Below are 19,247 nucleotides of genomic sequence, written 5' to 3'. Positions count from 1 at the left end.
GAATCTCCGCCACTCGTCCAACCCAGCCAACAATCAATCGACATCGAAACTCGTCACGCTATGAACTCAGGAACCCCCGACCCACTCGACTGGTGGAACGCGCTTCGTCACGGCGGCATGCTCGTCGATCCGACGCGGCTCACCAAGCTAATCTCCGATCCTCCGCCCGCGCTCAGCTCGTTTGAAACCGATCGACTCCGTCGCCGCATCGTCTCATTCGAGCAAGATGAGAATGCCGGACGAGGCAAGTTCGTCAGCTACGTGCTCGATTCCATTTGTGGATTCGCCCGTGCCGGAACCTGGGATCGCGGCACCTCCGTTGATCCCGCCCGTTGGACCCGGCGCACCATCGCCGGCGACAACGTCAAACCCAGCCATCTGTGGCGTGGTCCATCCGATGCGATCCTGCCCGTCTTCATCGACGACCAAAAACGCGTCGGCGTTGGTCGTGGCAAACGCGCCGTCACCGCGGCGATCCAGTGGCTGCGCGGCGGCGATGAAAAATTGGCCGTCGTTACCAACGGTCGCCAGTGGCGTCTCGTCATGGCGGGCCTCGACTACGAAGCGTTCTGTGAATGGGACATCGACCGCTGGCTCGAGAGCGGACAAACATCCGCCGAGCTATTCGGGCTGCGGGCGCTTTTGAATCCGCCGATCTGGACGCCGCCATCGAGCGACGAAAGCAGTCCGCTGGTCGAAGCCATCGCCGACAGCCGCAAGGGGCAAGCCGATTTGTCGGCCGTTCTCGGCGAACGCGTGCGGCAAGCCGTCGAAATCCTGATCCAAGCTCACGGACCGGTGCTCGACAACATCAGCAAAACATCGACCACACCGCCCACCCACGCCGAAATCTACCGAGCCGGCGTGCGGTTGGTCATGCGTTTGGTCGTCGGCCTGTTCGCCGAATCACGGGAAGGCTTGCTGCCCAAAGACAACCCGATCTTTCACGAATGTTATTCCCTTTCCGGCCTGCGAGATCAACTCGAACGCGTCTCGCCAAGTCGTCGCGCGGGCAGCTATTCCGCCTATCCACGCGTCGTGTCCCTGTTTCGGCTGATCCACGACGGCAGTTCCCACGAAGGCCTTACCGTGCCCAGCTATGGCGGAAGTCTGTTCGCACCGGGCCAAGCCGACAGCGACGACGGCGTCAGCCGTGCCCTGCACGTGCTCGAACAAGGTTGCTACGAACACGAAATCATCAGCGACGCCAAGGTCTACTCTATCCTCGACCTACTCTCACGCACCAAGGTCAAGATTCGCCAAGGCCGCGGTGGCACGTGGGTTCCCTCGCCCGTCGATTTTTCATCGCTCGACAGCGAATACATCGGCATCCTGTACGAAGGCCTGCTCGACTTTGAGCTTCGCGTCGCTGGCGATGATGGCCCCGTCATCTTCTTGGCCGTTGGCAACCAACCCGCCTTGCCGCTATCGATCCTCGAAGCGATGAATGACAAGTCGCTCAAGAACCTGCTGGAGAAAATGAAGGACACGTCATCCGGTGACGACGAAGAGGAAGCGAGCGACGAAGATGCTGCCGACGAAGATTCCAGCGAATTCGATTCAGAGGACGGCGACGAAGACGATGCCGACGATGAAACAAGCGAGGACGTCGAAGAGGAATCCGCCGACGACATTCGCCATACCGCCCGCACCGCAGCGGAAGCCTGGGCCAAGCGAGCGATCGAAGTCGGCAAGCTGGTCCGCAAACCACGCGGCGCGATGACGCCCGAAAAGCAACTCGGTCATCAGGCCGCGATCGACCGCAAAGCCAAGCAGATCATTACGAAAGTCGTATTGCCCGGCGAACGCTACCTCGTCCGTTGGGGCGGCACCCGAAAAGGCAGCGGCACGTTCTACACCCGTCCGCAACTGGCCATCCCCACCGTCCACCGAACGCTACGTCCACTAGCTTATGAGCCGACGGCGCTAGCCGCGGGTGACGACAACAATTCATCCGCTGTTGACCAGGCCGCCAACGCGATCGAAACCCCACGCCGCCCCGAAGAAATCCTCGCCCTAAAAGTCTGCGATCCCGCCTGCGGCAGCGGTTCGTTCCCGCTCGCGGCACTGCGGTTCCTCACCGACGCTTTGTACCACTCGCTCGTCCATCACCAGCGATTCACCGGCTACGACGATCGCACCGTTATCGACCTGATTCGTGACACCGACAACGAAACCACGTTGGCCGACGAAACCTTGCCGTGTCGTCCCGACGACGCCGAGTTCGAGCCGCGAACCAAGGCGGTACTGCGTCGTTACATCGTCGAACGCTGCATCTACGGTGTCGACCTCGACCCGCTGGCCGTCGAGCTATGTCGATTGAGCCTGTGGATCGAAACGCTCGACCGCCGCCTGCCGTTCACCTTCCTCGATCACAAGATCAAATGCGGCAACTCATTGGTCGGAACCTGGTTCGACCAATTCATGCACTACCCCGCGATGGCCTGGATGCGCGAGGGCGGCGATAAAAACCACAGCGACGGTGTCCACTACAAAAAAGAAGGCTGGACCAAAGCGATCAGCGGCAAAGTCAAAAACGTCAAAAACGAATTGATCGACTACATCGACGGTGCGCTCTACATGTTCACCGACGAAGATCTCGATACGATCAAAACCGTTCACGACGAAGCCGAGCAAGCGCTTAAGGCGATTCACCAGTTAGGCATCCACGAAGCCGAAACGCGTGCCCAGATGTATCGCGAACTGCAATCTCGCCAGTCGGTTATCGACGCGAGGTTTTCGCTCGACCTGTGGTGTGCGATGTGGTTTTGGCCGCCCGACCAGATCGACGAGTGTCCGCTGCCATCAGAGTTCTACGCGGGCAAACTTTCCGACGAAGCCAAGCAAATCGCTCGCCAGGTCGCCGATCGCCAGCGATTCTTTCACTGGGAACTCGAATTCCCCGACGCGTTTAATACCGACAGCGATGGATTTGACGCCGTCATCGGGAACCCGCCCTGGGACATTGCCAAACCCAACAGCAAAGAGTTCTTCTCCGCACTCGATCCGCTGTACCGGAGCTACGGCAAACAAGAGGCACTGAAGGTCCAAAAGACACTCTTTGAAGCGACCGAAACCATCGAGTACGATTGGTTGCAATACAATGCCGGCTTTCGCGCCCAGTCCAACTGGCTCAAGAGTTCCGGTTACCCCTACGGCGACCGTGTCACGACCACATCGGCCGGCAAACAGTCGCACGATATTCCGCTCGGTGGCGGTGGCAAGGGATCGTGGGAACGTTCGGTGCATCGCTATGAAAAATGGCGAGACAATCGCGAAGCCCAAACCGGTTACTCCCGTGGACTCGAAGAGACGCGAGGGTTTCGACATCAAGGCGGCGGCGACATCAACCTCTATAAAATGTTCTTGGAACAAGCCCACAAGATCGCACGCGGATCGGGCCGTCTGGGCATGATCGTGCCATCGGGCATCTACTCCGACCACGGCACTCGGACTTTGCGAGAACTGTTCCTGGACGGGTGCCAGTGGGAATGGTTGTTCGGATTTGAAAATCGCGAAGGCATTTTTGACATTCACCGCTCGTTCAAGTTCAACCCGTTGATCATCACCAAGGGTGGCCGCACCGAGTCGATTAAAACGGCGTTCATGCGTCGCGACATCGAGGATTGGGAATCAGGCGAGCGATACGCGACCGAGTATCCGCGCGAGAGAGTGATCCAGTTCTCACCACGCAGCAAAGCAATTTTGGAAATCCAGTCGCGACGAGATTTGGACGTGCTCGAGAAGATTTATTCGGGAAGCGTGCTGCTGGGCGACGACGGCCCCGACGGCTGGGGCATCAAATACGTAACTGAATTCCATATGACCAACGACAGCAAGTTGTTTCCGCCACGGGCTTGGTGGGAAGAACGCGGCTACATCCCTGACGAGTACAGCCGCTGGATCAAAGGCAAGTGGCAACTCCGCACGGCAAGCAGCCCCGCGCCACCGGATTGCCCGCGAACGCAAATCCCCGCCGGCATCTTTCTCAGCCGCGACGGAGAACAATACATTTACGAAGATGACATTGATGTGGAGGAGTTCACACAAGCCAACGGGAAGCCGATCGTCTTCAAAGTCAAGAACGAAGAAGGGGAGACGGAGGAGATACAACCAACTGGCCCGGCGATTGGCTTACCTCTCTTGCAGGGCATCATGATGAATCAGCTGCTCGGCAATCGTGCGTTCTTCTCTGAATCAGGAAATCGAAAGTGGCGGATATCCAATAGCTACGAAGACAACGTCTACTCAAAATTTGTCATCGGAAAGCCTGTGGCCGCGCTGGCAACTCCGTCTTACGGAAGAGCAAAGTATGGTTTCCGATCTATCGCGCGAACAACGGACTCACGAACTATCATTGGCAGCCCATTTCCGGGGCTTCCTGCTGGCAATAGCCTTGGAGTTCTTACGTCGCGAACGGCGGACCCGCTTGTCATGATGTCGCTCGGAATGTTTTTGAGTTCGTACGCTTTCGATTGGCAGATGCGTAGACGAATTGCTGGTACCAATGTGAATTATTTCTTCCTTCGCGAATCAGCGACTCCGCCCACATCGCATATTGGCCGATTGGCGTTCGCCGCCTTGGGGTTGGCTTATCCATCGTTCAATGTATCGCAGCTTTATTTAGAAGCGGCAAAATCAAACAAAGAGATCATGTCATATCCATTGCAAAAGCTATGGGCGGTATCTGATCGAAGGCGGCTTGAGTCGCTGGCTGCGAGCAATGCGGTTACCGCAGAGTTGCTAGGGCTGGAAAACCAGCAGCTTAAATCGGTGCTCGCGGATTGCGATCGGCCGGTTGCGTGGTTGGCGGCAAACTCGGAAAGCCTCAACAGTGTTGGCTTTTGGCGAGTTGATAAGACGCATCAGCCTGAATTGCGGGAAACCGTCTTGGCACTGGTTGCGTTTCAGTCGTTACAAGAAGAAATCTTGTCTTTAGGCCGAGACGACGCGATCATGAAATTTTTGTCGCCCGACGGTTGGCAGCTTCCTGAGACGTTGCGATTATCGGATTATGGGTTGGGTCATGACGAACGGGCGAAGCAGGCTCAACCGGTGCGGGAGTGTTTCGGGCCTCGCTTTTACGATTGGCAGCTCGCCCAAACCCCCGAAGAATCCTGGGCCGAATGCCACCTCCACGCCCGAAACCTCCTCGGCCAAGCCGCCTACGAAAAACTGGTCGCTGGTGACTCGGCGGCTGTGGTTGGTGAAGAAAACATTGACGCCGTCCGAGAAGAAGAGGTTCCATTCCAGTTAACCGGCGAACCTAAGCCTTCCAAAAAACGAAAATGATTAGGCCACCAACTGCAACGCTTGCATAGGACTTTCATGAAGACTAATTACGCACAACTTGCTTTCCGTTTTTTGCTCAGGAATTGTTGTGAAAACATCGGTAAGGTCACTGTCTTTTATCCGCGATCGGTTCAGGGTGAAAAGCCATGGGAAGAAATACCAGAATTGCTCGGAGAAGACTTCAATTGCATCTCGATCCATGGCGTCGATAAGTTTGCTGATGCATTGAAAGCGGCGATCGGAAAACACGGCACTGGCGATTGCGTAGTGATTCCTCCGTTCGGCGTACTTAAACCGCTCGAAAAAAATGTGAAGCAAACCTATCGGCCACTGAACCTCGAAGCGGAAGCAATGCAGGCAGCGACCGATACGTTGCCTGCCGGATCACAGGTTAGCTTCCTGATCCCGAACCATCTTTTGACGGCAGAACGGTATCGACGCTTTCGATCATCTTTATTCGAGAAGCATCCGCCGGCGATCGTAACGAAGCTGAAGAACACAAATGGGGGAATTAGCCAACGAATCATCGCGTTCTTTGAGTTTGCACTCGTCACGTTAAACGTCGATGCTGAACAAGCTCCGCCGCTCAAGTTTTTTGTTCCAGGTGAAGTCACGAACGAAAACTCTTTTGAGATGGTCTCCTCGGATTTTCAGCGACTCGTCAATCAGCCAGGAGGGACGACGCAGTTCGGATACGTTATCCGTGGTGGCCTGCCGACCGATGCGCCACTGATTCACGAACTGTATGACCCGAAATTCATCAAAAAGCAACAATCGCTCGAAGCAATCGGTGAGTTGAAGCGGATTAATGAACTGTTTGACTTTGTCCCGATTTTGCACACGACGCATGCCAGGGAAGGGCTGCACACCGAAGCCGCCGACGGTAGGTTTCGCGTCATTGATGGCCGAGCGATCCATAAAGATGGCCGAGTTGAACCCACAGAAGCTAAACACTGGGTCGACGACGCAGGGAAGCGACAATTGCGGGTCGGCGATCTTTGTTTCCGCAGCATCGGTCGGTTTTCCGACAAAGAAATTGTCTTTGCTGAAATTCAAAAAGATGACCTTCCTGCGGTCGCCTCTCAATCGACGGTGGTGCTACGCCCGAAGGACGGTCTCGATAAGCTAGATCTGGAAGTCTTGGTAGCGATGATGAAGTCGCAGCACTTTGCCGATGCGTTAGCCGTTCGTTGTGGAAATTCTCTTCATCTGCTCCGCGGACCGTTCGGAGAGATGCAGGTTCCGGTTCCTGACGAAAACTTGAAGATCGCGGTTCACGATCTCAATGAAGCGATCTCGCACTTTGATCGCTACAAAACGCAAGCGACAAAGGCCAGGAGTTTTCTGTTTAGCTTTTCGTCTCCCACGGAAATGCGAAACGAGATCATGGCAGCGAGCCGTTTGAGTCGGCTGCGCAGTGCAGCAGCAGGCGCGATTGACAACGTCAGCTATCGCATTCGTTCGCTCTATCCCCATCCGGTCGCCATCCGATGGCGCAGTGCTGAGGTCAGCCGTCGAGACTTGGAGGGATACGTTGAGCTGCTCGAGGCGGCTGAAGTGTTGGCGTATTACCTGGCCTCCATGGCGATGGTTCAAGCCGACGCACTCGAAGGAGCGAGCATTTCGTATGTCGGTGAGATTTCCGAGCGACTTGGCAGGGGCGGTGAAAAGTCGGTGGGAACGAGTATGGGTGATTGGCTGGCGATCATTCGCGAAGTGTCCGGATCAAAGGCATGGAAGCGTCTTTTGGCTGACGCTCCGTTCCCCGAAGTGTTGACGTTTATCAAGGACGATCCTGAGGTCGACAAGGCGATGCAGCGAATCACAGAAGCTCGCAACGACCAAGCTCACGGACGTGGTCCCAAGGGGGCTGCGGTTGCGGATAAGTTCGACGAGGTGTTCGCAGACGTCGAGTATCTTTATTCCGCGACAGAGTTCCTGTCCGAATATCCGCTTCGATTCATAGAAAAGACGAACCGCGATTCGATGCGAAAGGTGACTCGGTATCAATACCGCGACCTGATGGGTGACCACCCGCTGACGCCTCAACAGGAAGCGGAAAGCGATGATGCTGAACTGGAGGCCGGCAGTTTGTATTTCGTCGCCCGCGACGGCTCGCTGCTCCGCGTGCGGCCCTATATCACTCGTCGCGAGTGCCCCGAATGTGGCTGCATGTCGCTGATGTACCTGGACAGATTCAACGCCAAAAGCGGCGAATGCACCCTGAAGGGTCTCGACCACGCCCACACCGCCAAAGACGCAAGCGTGACGGACGACTTCCGGTTCGTCGGCTTTTTGCCTGGACCAAAGTTTTAAGACGCATGAAACTAGAATCGAAACACCATTCGGGGCCGCTCAACCATCCCCACGCATCGGCGAACCTGAGACATCAATGCGGCGTCAATAAGGAAATGTCTCTCTGTTTTTGCTTAGCGATTGTCATGGAACTGCGTTTCTCTATCCACCACCTTCATTGGGTTCAGGGACGACATGCCGCCCCCTGCGAAGGCTACGTGGCATGACAGGACGACTCGCCAACGCAAACTACCTGCGTAAATTGACAAGATCCGACGATCCTCGCCGGTTTCCTGAGGCAAGTGGTGGAACGAATTCTTTTCTGCCGCAGCTTGCCGACGAATTTGGGCGGCGGATCTTCCAACCATCGCCGCTGAAGGTGTTTGATGGTGGTCGACGTATTCTTCACTCCGCGTCTAGCTATGCAGACGTGCTCTTCTTGCGTCATGGTTGCAGGATGCTGAGGCGAAAGCGCGGCATCCGATCATTGAACCGAAAGCAAATCGCTTCCCAGATCGTCAAGATTTTGGAGGCCGATGTGTCCCACCTCATCTTGCGGACTGATATCACGAACTTCTTTGGTTCGATACCGGTTTATGAGGCGATGAACCTGGAATCGGTACAGGCGTGCTTTCCGGCTGTCGAGTACGCTTGGTGCATGAAGATGCTGTCCGCCAACCCTTACACCGACGACAAGCTTCCACGCGGACTGTCGATCAGCGGCGAATTGGCGGAACACTTCATGGCGGCGTTTGATCGAAGTGTGATCAGCCACGAGGGAGTTGTGTTCTACGGGCGTTTTGTCGATGACATCGTCATCGTTACCGCGTCGGACGATTTGGACGAGTTGGAAGCCGCTATCAGCGATTACCTTCCGAAATGCCTATCGTTTAATCCAGACAAAACGCAAGCTTGTCGGTGGGGCGACACCCGCCAAGCCAAGGCTGGATTTGACTATCTTGGATTTTCATTCCGACGAACCAGCAACATCGCGAGTCGGAAACGCTCCGAAGTACACGTTGGCATCGCGACAAGCAAAATGCTCCGGTACAAGAAAAGAGTCCAGTTGGCCTTCAACGACTTCATTGACAATAAGGACTTTCGGCTTCTTCGAGACCGGATCCGATACCTGACCGGCGGCTGCTCGGTTTACAGCAGTTTCCAACGGCGACGGATCACTTTGGGTCTATCAGCTTCTCATCAGGACATCACCGATGACGCAGCACTGCAAGCACTCGACGCGTACCTGGGCAACTGGATCCGGACCGCATCACGTGATGGCGTGAATTCGTGCTTTACGAAGGGCCAGCAGACCCAGCTTCGACGGCTATCTTTTACTGCGAGTTATTCCAAGAACATCCGCCATCGCTTCACCGGCAAACGTCTTTGGGAAATCCGAGGGATTTTCAAGCATGTCTAAAATGCAAAAAATCGACACGTCTGACCGAGATCGTGTGCTGCTGAGTGAAATTCTACCGCACGAAGTTCCGCCACGATTTTCTCTCCGGTCCGTTTACCGCCGAATGCGAGGGGCATCGTTGACCACTCTCGATGATGCGCTTTTCCAACACCAGAACGATAACAGCGGCCCGCCAGAGACGGTCCCGTACACATTCTCACTTTCCAGGGGGCGCAAGACACCGCGAGACATTCATGTGATGCACCCGTTCCACTACCGCGAGGTTGTGAACTTCTACGAGACGTACGCGACGCAGATTCTGTCGAACTGCATGAAGAGCAAATGGACACTGAGATCGCCATCGGGAATTGCCCGTCGAGCCAAGGACATCGGTTACCAAAATCAGCAGCCCGGCTTTCAAAGCGACTACGAAGGGGACGAAAGTCCGGTGTGCTACTTCGCTTACGGTCCGTTCAACCTGCTTTACGCGTTTTACGGATCGCGTGACTACGAACGGCTGGAATCGAAGTTTCGTTTCGTTCGCGCAATCGACGTCCAGTCCTGTTTTGGCAACATCTACACGCATTCGATCGCTTGGGCCATTCGCGGCAAGGCCAACGCGAAACGTCGAGGCGACCGATCCGCATATTTCACATTCGATGCTAGGTTCGATTCATTGATGCGTTCGATGAACCACGGTGAAACGCATGGCATCCTGGTTGGACCGGAGATGTCGCGCATCTTCGCCGAACTAATTCTGCAAACGGTCGACACGGCAGTGTTGGGTTCTCTAGGCAACCGAATCGAATTCGGAAAACAATGCGAGGTGCGTCGATACCTGGATGATTTCTTCATCTTCTTCAACGAAACCAGCATTGCTGACCAAGTCGAGCAATCTATCCGCGAGGAGCTGAAGAACTGCAAGCTCTACATCAATGACGCGAAGACTGTGGAGACGGAATCCCCTTTCATGTCTACTCTGAGCGCCCTGAAGCATGAGCTGAGCCACTTGGTCGACGACTTGCATGAGTCGTTCCTTCGCGCCAACAAGGAAAAACGCCCGATTCCAAAGAGCGTTTGCCGAATCGCTTTTCGGAAGATCAAAACCAAGGTGGCGCAATCGGGCTGCCACTATGAATCCTGTGTCAGCTACGTGCTTTCGATCCTGCAGCGGAAAGTTTCGGCAGCAAATAGCAGTCGATGCTGTCAATTTGTCGAAGGCGGGATGGTGTCTCTTCTGAGCAAACTGCTGGAGCTAGACTTTCGCTATCAGGTCGCCATTAAAGTCGCCACAATTTACCAATTGATCTCAGACAAGATTCACGCTGATTTCGACTTGGATCCATCTGTTGTTGTCGACCTGAATGAGCGCATTGCCGACGAAGTCACTCACTTGGCTGCGAATGCGATGTCACGAGAGACTCCGCCCTGCCTGCCATTGTTGGTTGTTCTGATCCCGATTGCAAAGTTGGATCTGGTTCACAACGTGAATCCAATTTTGGCTGAAACCATCTGGAATCTCTCCCGGGCACAATCGCCGCCCGGAGAAGTGGACTACTTTACAGTGGTTAGCTTGCTCTATTTCTGCGGGGATCGTTCCGCCTATGGGCGTCTTGTTCGAGAGATCGTCAAGGCAGCCAGGGATTTCCTTCGGAAGTCGACTGCGAAAGGCATGCGAGCGGATTGCCTGATGCTGGCCGCAGATCTTGCCTGTTGTCCACTTATTGAAGAAAAGATTCGGAAGGGATTGCTGCGTCTGATTTTCTGCTGGGTTGAGAAATCTACTGGTGTATCGGACGCATTGGAGGAACTGGCCGGCAAAAGTATGTTCTTCGATTGGGATACGAACGTTTCGACGACAACCTACCTGCTTGAGAAGCAAATTCCTCGGTGCTACGCTTGACACACACGGGTGGAACTCCGCTCGAGACTGGACCGGGGTTTACTCCGGACCGACATTGAGTGCGGCCGAAAGGCGAAGAGGTGAGGTCGCTGGCACGTGACCGATTCTCAGCCCTCCGGGGCACACACACTTTCCACCTGGACACGTTGGGCACTTCGGTGCCTGACGTGTTTTTCTTTTTTGTGACCAATTGCCGCGTGCGACTTGGGCTTTGGTGGCGACTTTCTCAATCCTTGCCCCATTGAAACATCGCTGAGAACCAGGGGAAGCCGCAGGAAGAAGGATCTTCTATGATGTTGGCTGATTTGCTTACCCGCCGACAGCGACTGTTTCCAAGGGGCACCGATGCCGCTGAATCCGATTGTTTATACCGAAAAGATCGTTCGGAGCTTTCTTCGTTATCAATTGACCAGCTACGCGCTGGCTGATCCTCGTTTGTACGACCAAATGCGGGATCAATTGCGGCTCGATACCGTCCGAACATCACCGCTGCTGCGCGGTCCCTACGTCAGTTTGTCTCGTGGGTTTCGCCAAGGCGCGTCGGTTGATCAGTTGATTGACGATGGGGTTTTTCATCCGCACATGAAACGGATCGTGCCGAGCGGTTTCACGGCAGCCTATGGGCACCAGGAACGGGCCTTCCGATCGGTGGCGGATGGCAGCCCGACTCTGGTCAGCACGGGTACGGGATCGGGGAAGACGGAGTGCTTTCTGTACCCGATTATCAGTCGCTGTTTGGAACTACGTGACCAGAACTCGCCGGCAGGTGTGACGGCGGTGATCGTCTATCCGATGAACGCTTTGGCTGAGGATCAACTGGATCGGATGCGTGGGCTTCTGGCGGGCAGCGGTATTACGTTCGGGATGTATGTCGGCAAGACACCCGAAAACGAGCGGGAGGTTCACGGCCACCGAATGGAGGTTGGTGAGAGCCGCGGCGATTACGAGTTCCGCATTCGCGAAACACGTGAGGCGGGACTGAGCGATTCGGTTCACCCGGTCGAGGAGGTTTGCTCGCGAGAGATGATGCGGACCAGCGGCAGCCAACCACGCATCCTGCTGACAAATATCAAGCAGTTGGAACTGCTACTGACTCGGCAGCGTGACGTCGAACTGTTCGACAACGCCATGCTCGACTTCTTGGTCTTTGATGAGGCCCACACATTCACTGGGATTCAGGGGGCCGAGACCGCCTGCCTGATCCGACGACTGCGAGCGTTTTGTGGCAAGGACGCTTCGCACACGACTTGCATTGCGACTTCGGCAACGATCGTTGACGAAACAGAACCGGACGCGGCGCGAAAGTTTGCGTCTCGATTCTTTGGCGTCGATGCGGCGTCGGTCGTGACCGTCAATGAGGAATACCAAAACGACGAATGGGCCAGCACAAGCTACCTTCCCGAGCGGCCTCGTGAGCTATCTAAGCTGCTGGCCGACACACTGATCGCGGTCGAGTCGCTCAATCCGGAAGAGCAGGTCACGTCGGTTTACCGGCGGCTGACGAAGCGTGAAATCAGTGGTGACGATTGGCAGGAAGCGTTGTTCGATGATCTTCGCCAAAACGAAATCGCCAAGCAGATCCGCACTTCGTTGATGGGGCCTCGCGAGCTGTCGACATTGCTGAGTGAGTTGAACACCACGGTCGGTCGCAAAGTCGGTGAAGAAGAGTTGTTGTGCTACCTGACGCTGGGTGCGGCATCGCTGAAGGACGGCCGACCTTTGATGCGACCGGTCGTGCATGGATTCTTGCGTGGCATCACTGGCGGCGTGGTCTCGTTTGAAACGGGAAGCGAACCGAAGCTTTCGCTCAGCAGTGCTGAGGAATTAGAACGGGGCGAGAACGCTGAGAAGTGGTGGCGTCCGCGATTGTTTTCGTGCAACACCTGTGGTCAACATTACCTGACCACGCACTTGAAGGATTTTCAGTACACCGGCAACACGCCTGGTGGCGGAGAGATGGGCGAGGACGAGGACCACTTTTGGGCTCCACAAGAAGAGAAACACGGCGGCGTTCGCGTGGTCTTGCTGGACACGATCGTCAATCAAGACGGTCAAGACCTCGCCAATCATGCGCGAGCCACGGCGTTGTATTTTTGCCGCCAATGTGGTGCGGGGCATCCGAATGCAAAGTCGCGTTGCCAAGCCTGTGGCACGATGTCGGATATGGTTCGGCTGTACGCCGTCAAAAGCAAAGAGTCGCATCCCGGCAATCTGACGAGCTGTTTTTCTTGCCGGGCGCTTGGCAGTACGAACGGGCGACGTTATCGCGAACCGATCCGCGAGGTCCGCGCGACTTCGGTTGCCGACGTGCATGTTCTTGCGCAGGACATGGTGCATCACGCCGAGCGGAAGCGTTTGCTGTTGTTTGCGGACAATCGACAGGACGCGGCATTCCAAGCTGGCTGGATGAAGGACCATGCCCGCCGATTCCGTTTGCGGGGTTTGATGGCCGAAGCAATTGCGGGTGGTGCGGTGTCGATCGGCGATGTGGCGCTGAAGATGAGCGATGGGCTTGATCGGGATGATTCTTATTCGCGAGCGTTGATCCCCGAAGTTTGGCGGGTTGCACCGAAAGAGGGCAGTGGTGGATCGCACGCGGACGAGCGAGCGTACTTTTTGCGGATTCAGATGCTGCGTGAGATCACGATGGCATCGAATCAACGCAAGGGCTTGGAACCGTGGGGGCGAATCACAATGTCGTATGAGGGGCTGAGCACTTCGGACGCTTTTATTCAGTCGTGGGCGAACCGATTGGCGATGCCGGCGGAAGAGCTGAAGATCGGAGTTGAAACGCTGTTGGATATGCTTCGTCGGCGACGTTTGTTGCGGGATTCACACAATGAAATCTTCTCACGTTATTGGCACGACGGTGATCGTGAAATTCAACGCGGCTATTTACCGATCTTGCCCGGTCCGAAGGGAATGAAGCTAGAGTTGGGCGGTGCAGATGAACGAGAACGTGTCACGGCTTGGATGTCTCAGCGCAGCAACTTGATCCGGTCAATTGTCCGTAAGTGGGGCGTGCCACCGGACGATGTGGGCGAATTCATCGAAGACCTGTGGGCCTACTGTACGGATCCAACCAAGGCGTTGCTCGTGCCGGTGACGCTACGTAGTAACAAGGGGCGGGCTTTGCCGCGATGCAGTGGGGTCTACCAAATTGACTCGGACAAGATTCGTATCGCCGAGAACCATGGTTATTACTGCTGCAATCGTTGTCGCCGTCGGGTGACTCGACGGACGCCGGGCAGTCTGTGTTTAGCTTGGCAGTGCGATGGCACACTGGAATTTGTGGGCGAAGATCCTGACAACTACGACTTGCAGGTGCTTGACGAACGCTACGCGATGCTACGCCCGGAAGAGCATACGGCGATGGTTCCGCAGACGCATCGTGAGAAGATTGAAAACTGGTTCAAGGGAGGCGGCGATCGAGTCAATACATTGGTTTGCACGCCCACTTTGGAACTTGGTGTCGACATCGGGGCTTTGGACTCGGTTTTGCTTCGCAATGTTCCGCCGTTACCGGCCAACTATTGGCAGCGTGCCGGGCGTGCTGGACGTCGTCACCGGATGGCGGTGAATATCACCTATTGCCGGCCCGCATCGCACGACCGATCGTACTTCAACGATCCGATGCGAATGCTTGGCGGAAGGGTCGACCCGCCGGCGTTCAACTTGCGAAATAATGTCTTGGTTGCCAAACATGTTGCGGCCACGGTGATTACGCGGCTGAATCAACTGGCCCGACCGGCCTCCGGCTTATCCGAACCGGCCAGAGAGTTGATTCACGACACGTTGAAGGAAACGCTGCCATCTCGCATCACGCATTACCTATTCACGGCATCGGGTCAACTGCGCAGCCAACCGTTCAACGTTCAGCCGCTTCAGGATTTGATCGCATCGCATCGAGATGATTTGTTGCAGTACGTCGGTCGAGCGTTTCGTGATGGTTGGCCGGTCGAGGACGCCGACGTAACGACGGCTGACGAGATCGCTAGGCACATCGACGAAGTGGCCAATAATCTGGACAGCGTGATCGGTCGGCTGCGCAAACGATTGCAATGGGCGATTCGTGAAATTCGCCGTTTGAATCGCGTGCGTGACGACGAGGGCACGCTCAGCTATGACGACGAAGCACACTTCAAGCGTTGCGATCGGCTCGTCAAACAGCTCAAAGGCATGGGGCGGCGTCGTCGCGGCGATGCCGATGGCGTTGACGACACGGTGACGTTCAGCGTTCTGTCGCAGGAAGGGTTTTTGCCGGGCTATGGATTGGACGGCGGCGCGATCGTTGGGATGGCGGAAGTGCCGCGTTGGCAAATAGGGGCGATGGATTTCAATTTGCCTCGGGCCGCGTCGATGGCGCTCCGCGAGTACGTGCCGGGGAATTTGATCTATGCGAACGGACATCGCTTTGTCGCCCGTCGATTCCACCGCGAAGCTGACATGGATGAAGTCGATACACCAGTGTTTGCGGTGAACGTCGATCGCGAAGCCATTATCGAAAGTGACCGCAGCAGCGCCGCAGGCAGCCTGAGCGATATCGAGTTGATGGCCATTCCTGTTTGCGACGTGGACTTGGTTCACATGTCCCAGATTTCGGACGAGGAAGAGAACCGATTTCAATTGTCCGTATCGACGTACGGGCGCGAACAGGGACGGCACAACGGCGGCCAAGCGTTTGGCTGGGGCGGCAGCCCAATGCATTTTAGACGAGGCGTTCACTACCGCATGGTGAATGTGGGTGCGTCTTCGCTGGTGGATCGAACGCCGCCGGAGATGGGATACCCGGTTTGCCAGATCTGCGGACAGAGCGTGTCTCCGCTTTCTTCGGTTCGCCAAATCCAAAATTTCCGCGATAAGCACACGGAGTGGTGCGGGCATGAACCGGTCAATGTTGGCTTCTATGCCGACGTCGTCGCGGACTCGATCACTATGGTGGGCGTCAAGGATCAATCAACGGCTTACACGATCCTTGAATCCATTCGCCAAGCGGCGGCATCGGTTTTGGACATGCACCTGGATGATTTGCAGGTGCTGGTCGTCGGTCACGTTGATCGTGATGAGGTCGATGCCAGCCTGTGGGATCCGATGCCGGGCGGTTCAGGCTTGCTGGCTCAATTGCTTGATAACTTTCCACGCATCATCTCGACGGCGGCGGAGATGTTGGCGGGCTGCCCTTCAGATTGCGGCAGTTCCTGCAACCACTGTCTGCAAACGTTTCGTAATGCGTACTACCACCGCTATCTCGATCGTCACGCGGGGTTGGAGTTCTTCGAGCGAGCGGGTAACCAACTTGTCGAAGAGCATCCCATCCCATCTCTGCAACCGTCGCCGGACAACAATCCAGTCGCGCCGGCTGGCGAAGTCAATGATGCCGAAGCCAAATTGAAGCACTTGTTGTCAGCGGCAGGTTTTGCAACCGGCTCGTTTCAACAACAGATTCGATTTAAGCATGAGTTTCGGCCAAGTCCGAATTTGAGCAGCACGACTCCCGATGTCTTTTTCGATCCGGATCCCGATGACCCCGACGAAATGGGAATTTGCATTTATCTCGATGGCATGAGCAACCATATCCACGGCAACGCGGCAACTGCGGCCAAGGATAGCGAGATCCGATCGTGGTTACGAAGCAAGGGATACAACGTGTTGGAAATCACACGTGTTGATTTGGATGATAGCGGTGCGATGCGCCGTCATCTGAAAAAGCTTGGCCGATTGCTGGTGGGGAAAGAGTTTGCAAGTTCGCTGGATGAGAACGCAGAATTAACCGCAGCATTGGGCTCGGAAGTTCCGAAGCCCACGGCAAGTGGCGGTGAGGGCGTTGTTAAAGTTTCGGCCACGATGTCCCCCGTCGCCAAGCAAGCTACCAAGCTCTCCGCTGACTACGAAGAGGTTCTCGATCTAGTCAGTGGCGACGTCCGCAAGTTGGTGCTTCGACTTGCCGAAGAAAAAATCCCGGTCCCCGAACCGGGGCACCCGTTGGACGATGAAGACGGCGTCACGATTGCCGAGTGCGAGTTGGCGTGGCCCGATAAATCGGTTGCCTATTTCCGCAAGGGTGATGATGGTTCAGCAGAGCAGTTTAAGTCACGTAGCTGGACGGTTGTTGTCAGTGAAGATGTTGCCGCTGATGCGAAGGCAATTCAATCTGCACTGAAAGAGGCGGGCACGGCATGAGTGTTCCGCAATTGGCCATCAGCAACGAATTCATGGATGCTCTGGCGCGACTGCCGAAGTCGCAACGCAAGAAGGTTCAAGAGTTTGCCAAAAAGTTCAGAGCTGATCCAAAATCGGCGGCGATCAACTACGAGAAGATCCACAACATGGCGGACGATCGCGTTCGCACCGTTCGGATTGACCAAAAGTACCGGGCCGTCGTGCTGCACCCGGATACTGGGAACACCTACGTACTGGTTTGGGTCGACAACCATGACGAGGCGATGGATTGGGCCAAGAATCGCACGTTCGAGGTGCATCCGGAGACTCAATCACTGCAAATTTTGAACGTCGAACAAGTCCAACAGGCGGTCGACCAAGCGGCGGCGGCACCTGCCAATGAAAACGCTCTGTTTTCTCATGATGACGCGACCTTGCTTTCGCTCGGAATCCCACCCGTCTTACTGCCGGCGGTTCGGCAACTGCAATCAAAGGAACAACTCGCGCAGCTACAAAACGTGCTGCCGGCCGAGGCGTTTGAATCGCTCGTATGGCTTGCCGAGGGCGAGTCGGTCGAGAGCGTCAAAGAGTATGTCGGCTTGCTGCTCGGAGAGAAGGAACAGAGATCGTCCCTTGATGAGATCGCTGAAGAAGATCGAGTGCTGGGGAGCAATCAGTCGTCTAGACGTTTCCGCCGAGTCGACAGTGACGATGAATTGGATCGTGTTCTTTCGGCACCGTTGGAACAATGGCGAGTGTTCCTGCATCCTCACCAACGTCAGATGACTCAGCAGTCGTTCGCCGGACCGACGTTGGTTCTGGGGGGCGCAGGAACCGGTAAGACAATTGTTGCGATGCACCGAGCGAGGCAGCTCGCCTTAAAGTTACCACCCAACGAGCGAGTTCTTTTCACCACATTTACGAAAAACCTTGCGGAGAATGTTCGGTCGGTACTACGGACGTTTTGTGGCGATGAGTACGAACGCATCGAAGTTCAGCACATCCACGAACACGCGATGTCATGGCTGCGCACATCCGGTCCGGTTCAGGTCGCCTCCGACGATGACATTTCACTCGCATGGGATCAAGTGGCGATCGACAATCCCACCAAGCTAGAAACGGATATTCTGCGTGATGAGTGGTTCTACACACACGCCATCCGAGGCGTCACCACTAGAGACGAATACCTGCAAATGTCTCGCGTCGGGCGGACGCCATCGTTGTCACGACGTGAGAAAGCCGGCGTCTGGAAAGCGTTTGAGAGTTTTGACGAGGCGCTTCGCTTGAGTGGGAAGATGAGTTGGGTCGGTGTCACTGCGACCGCAAGCAATCTGTCCGCTACCGCCGCGTCGCCAACCTATCGACACCTCATTGTCGACGAGGGCCAGGACTTCACCGCAAGCGATTGGCGATTCATCCGGTCGTTGGTTCGACCGGCCGCCGACGATCTGTTCATCGTTGCCGATCCTCGGCAGAGAATTTATCATGAACCCACGCAACTCGCCGACGGTGACATTCATATTTCGGAACGAATTCATCGCTTGCAGATCAACTATCGGACGACCGAGCAGATTCGCAGTTGGGCGACCGGACGAAGCAGTGGATTGACCACTGCGGACCTGTGTGACTCATCTTGGTCGGAAATCGCAACGCACTCGCTGCTGGGCGGTCCTGAACCTGTTCTGCTCGAACACGATGACCAGCAATCTGAATCCAATGCGATTGCCGAACTCGTTATCTCGCTCAAGGGTGAATTTCCGCCAGAAGAAATTGCTATCGTCGTCAGAGCGGGCTGGCTGCTGAAGCAGCTCAAATCGACGCTAAAGAAGGAAGGCGTAGAATTCACCGTTCTTGATGGCGACACGTCCGTCGGAAGCGGAGTGCAATTAGCGACGATGCATCGAGTCAAAGGGCTTGAGTTCCGATGCGTCATCATCGCGGGACTGGCCGATGCGGTCTTTCCGACGAAGTTTCGGGGGCGAGACGAGGACCAGCGAGCACGCGATCGCCACATCTCGGCTGAGCAGAACCTGCTTTATGTCGCCGCAACTCGGGCACGAGACCAACTTTACGTCAGTACGGTCGGCGGTTTCACCAGATCAGCGTTCTGGACAGGGGGTGAACCATGTTAATGCCGATGTTGAGCGAGGCTGATCCGGCGGAGTCGGCGGAGGGGTCGATTGATCCGCTGAGGATTTA

6 protein-coding genes are annotated in these 19,247 nt (G+C 55.7%); all 6 read left to right on the top strand.

From position 1 onward, the window contains the following. Positions 1-60: 60 nt before the first annotated feature. The 6 genes from Pla100_RS24145 (at position 61) to Pla100_RS24120 (ending at position 19,180) form a co-directional block, all read left to right on the top strand. On the top strand, positions 61-5,292 hold the full coding sequence (locus Pla100_RS24145) for an Eco57I restriction-modification methylase domain-containing protein (RefSeq protein ID WP_146581039.1): 5,232 nt from the start codon (positions 61-63) through the stop codon (positions 5,290-5,292). A 36-nt stretch (positions 5,293-5,328) separates the two neighbouring features. Further along, complete coding sequence (locus Pla100_RS24140; protein WP_146581037.1) at positions 5,329-7,608, top strand: restriction endonuclease subunit S domain-containing protein; 2,280 nt, start codon at positions 5,329-5,331, stop codon at positions 7,606-7,608. A 202-nt stretch (positions 7,609-7,810) separates the two neighbouring features. Then, positions 7,811-9,007 carry an antiviral reverse transcriptase Drt3a gene (gene drt3a / locus Pla100_RS24135; RefSeq protein ID WP_146581035.1) on the top strand — a complete coding sequence of 399 codons (1,197 nt, stop codon included), beginning with the start codon at positions 7,811-7,813 and terminating at the stop codon, positions 9,005-9,007. Then, positions 9,000-10,889: an antiviral reverse transcriptase Drt3b gene (gene drt3b / locus Pla100_RS24130; RefSeq protein ID WP_146581033.1), complete on the top strand. Its 1,890-nt coding sequence runs from the start codon at positions 9,000-9,002 to the stop codon at positions 10,887-10,889. The genes drt3a and drt3b overlap by 8 nt, the downstream gene beginning before the upstream one ends. Before the next feature lie 345 nt (positions 10,890-11,234). After that, the gene (locus Pla100_RS24125; RefSeq protein ID WP_146581031.1) at positions 11,235-17,069 is read left to right on the top strand and encodes a DEAD/DEAH box helicase; all 5,835 of its coding nucleotides are present in this window, start codon (positions 11,235-11,237) and stop codon (positions 17,067-17,069) included. Then, a complete protein-coding gene (locus Pla100_RS24120) occupies positions 17,066-19,180 on the top strand; it encodes a 3'-5' exonuclease (RefSeq protein ID WP_146581029.1) in 2,115 nt (704 codons plus the stop codon). Before Pla100_RS24125 ends, Pla100_RS24120 begins: the two co-directional genes overlap by 4 nt. Positions 19,181-19,247: the final 67 nt, after the last annotated feature.

Source organism: Neorhodopirellula pilleata, assembly GCF_007859915.1.
In the GTDB taxonomy this organism is placed as follows: domain Bacteria; phylum Planctomycetota; class Planctomycetia; order Pirellulales; family Pirellulaceae; genus Rhodopirellula; species Rhodopirellula pilleata.
The sequence above is the reverse complement of the archived record's forward strand: the minus strand, read 5'-3'. Positions and strand labels throughout refer to the sequence as shown.

Excerpts from the sequence above, each read along its gene's own strand:
- Pla100_RS24120 (WP_146581029.1), top strand. The coding sequence starts at position 17,066 with ATGAGTGTTCCGCAATTGGCCATCAGCAACGAATTCATGGATGCTCTG.
- drt3b (WP_146581033.1), top strand. The coding sequence starts at position 9,000 with ATGTCTAAAATGCAAAAAATCGACACGTCTGACCGAGATCGTGTGCTG.
- Pla100_RS24145 (WP_146581039.1), top strand. The coding sequence starts at position 61 with ATGAACTCAGGAACCCCCGACCCACTCGACTGGTGGAACGCGCTTCGT.
- drt3a (WP_146581035.1), top strand. The coding sequence starts at position 7,811 with ATGACAGGACGACTCGCCAACGCAAACTACCTGCGTAAATTGACAAGA.
- Pla100_RS24125 (WP_146581031.1), top strand. The coding sequence starts at position 11,235 with ATGCCGCTGAATCCGATTGTTTATACCGAAAAGATCGTTCGGAGCTTT.
- Pla100_RS24140 (WP_146581037.1), top strand. The coding sequence starts at position 5,329 with ATGAAGACTAATTACGCACAACTTGCTTTCCGTTTTTTGCTCAGGAAT.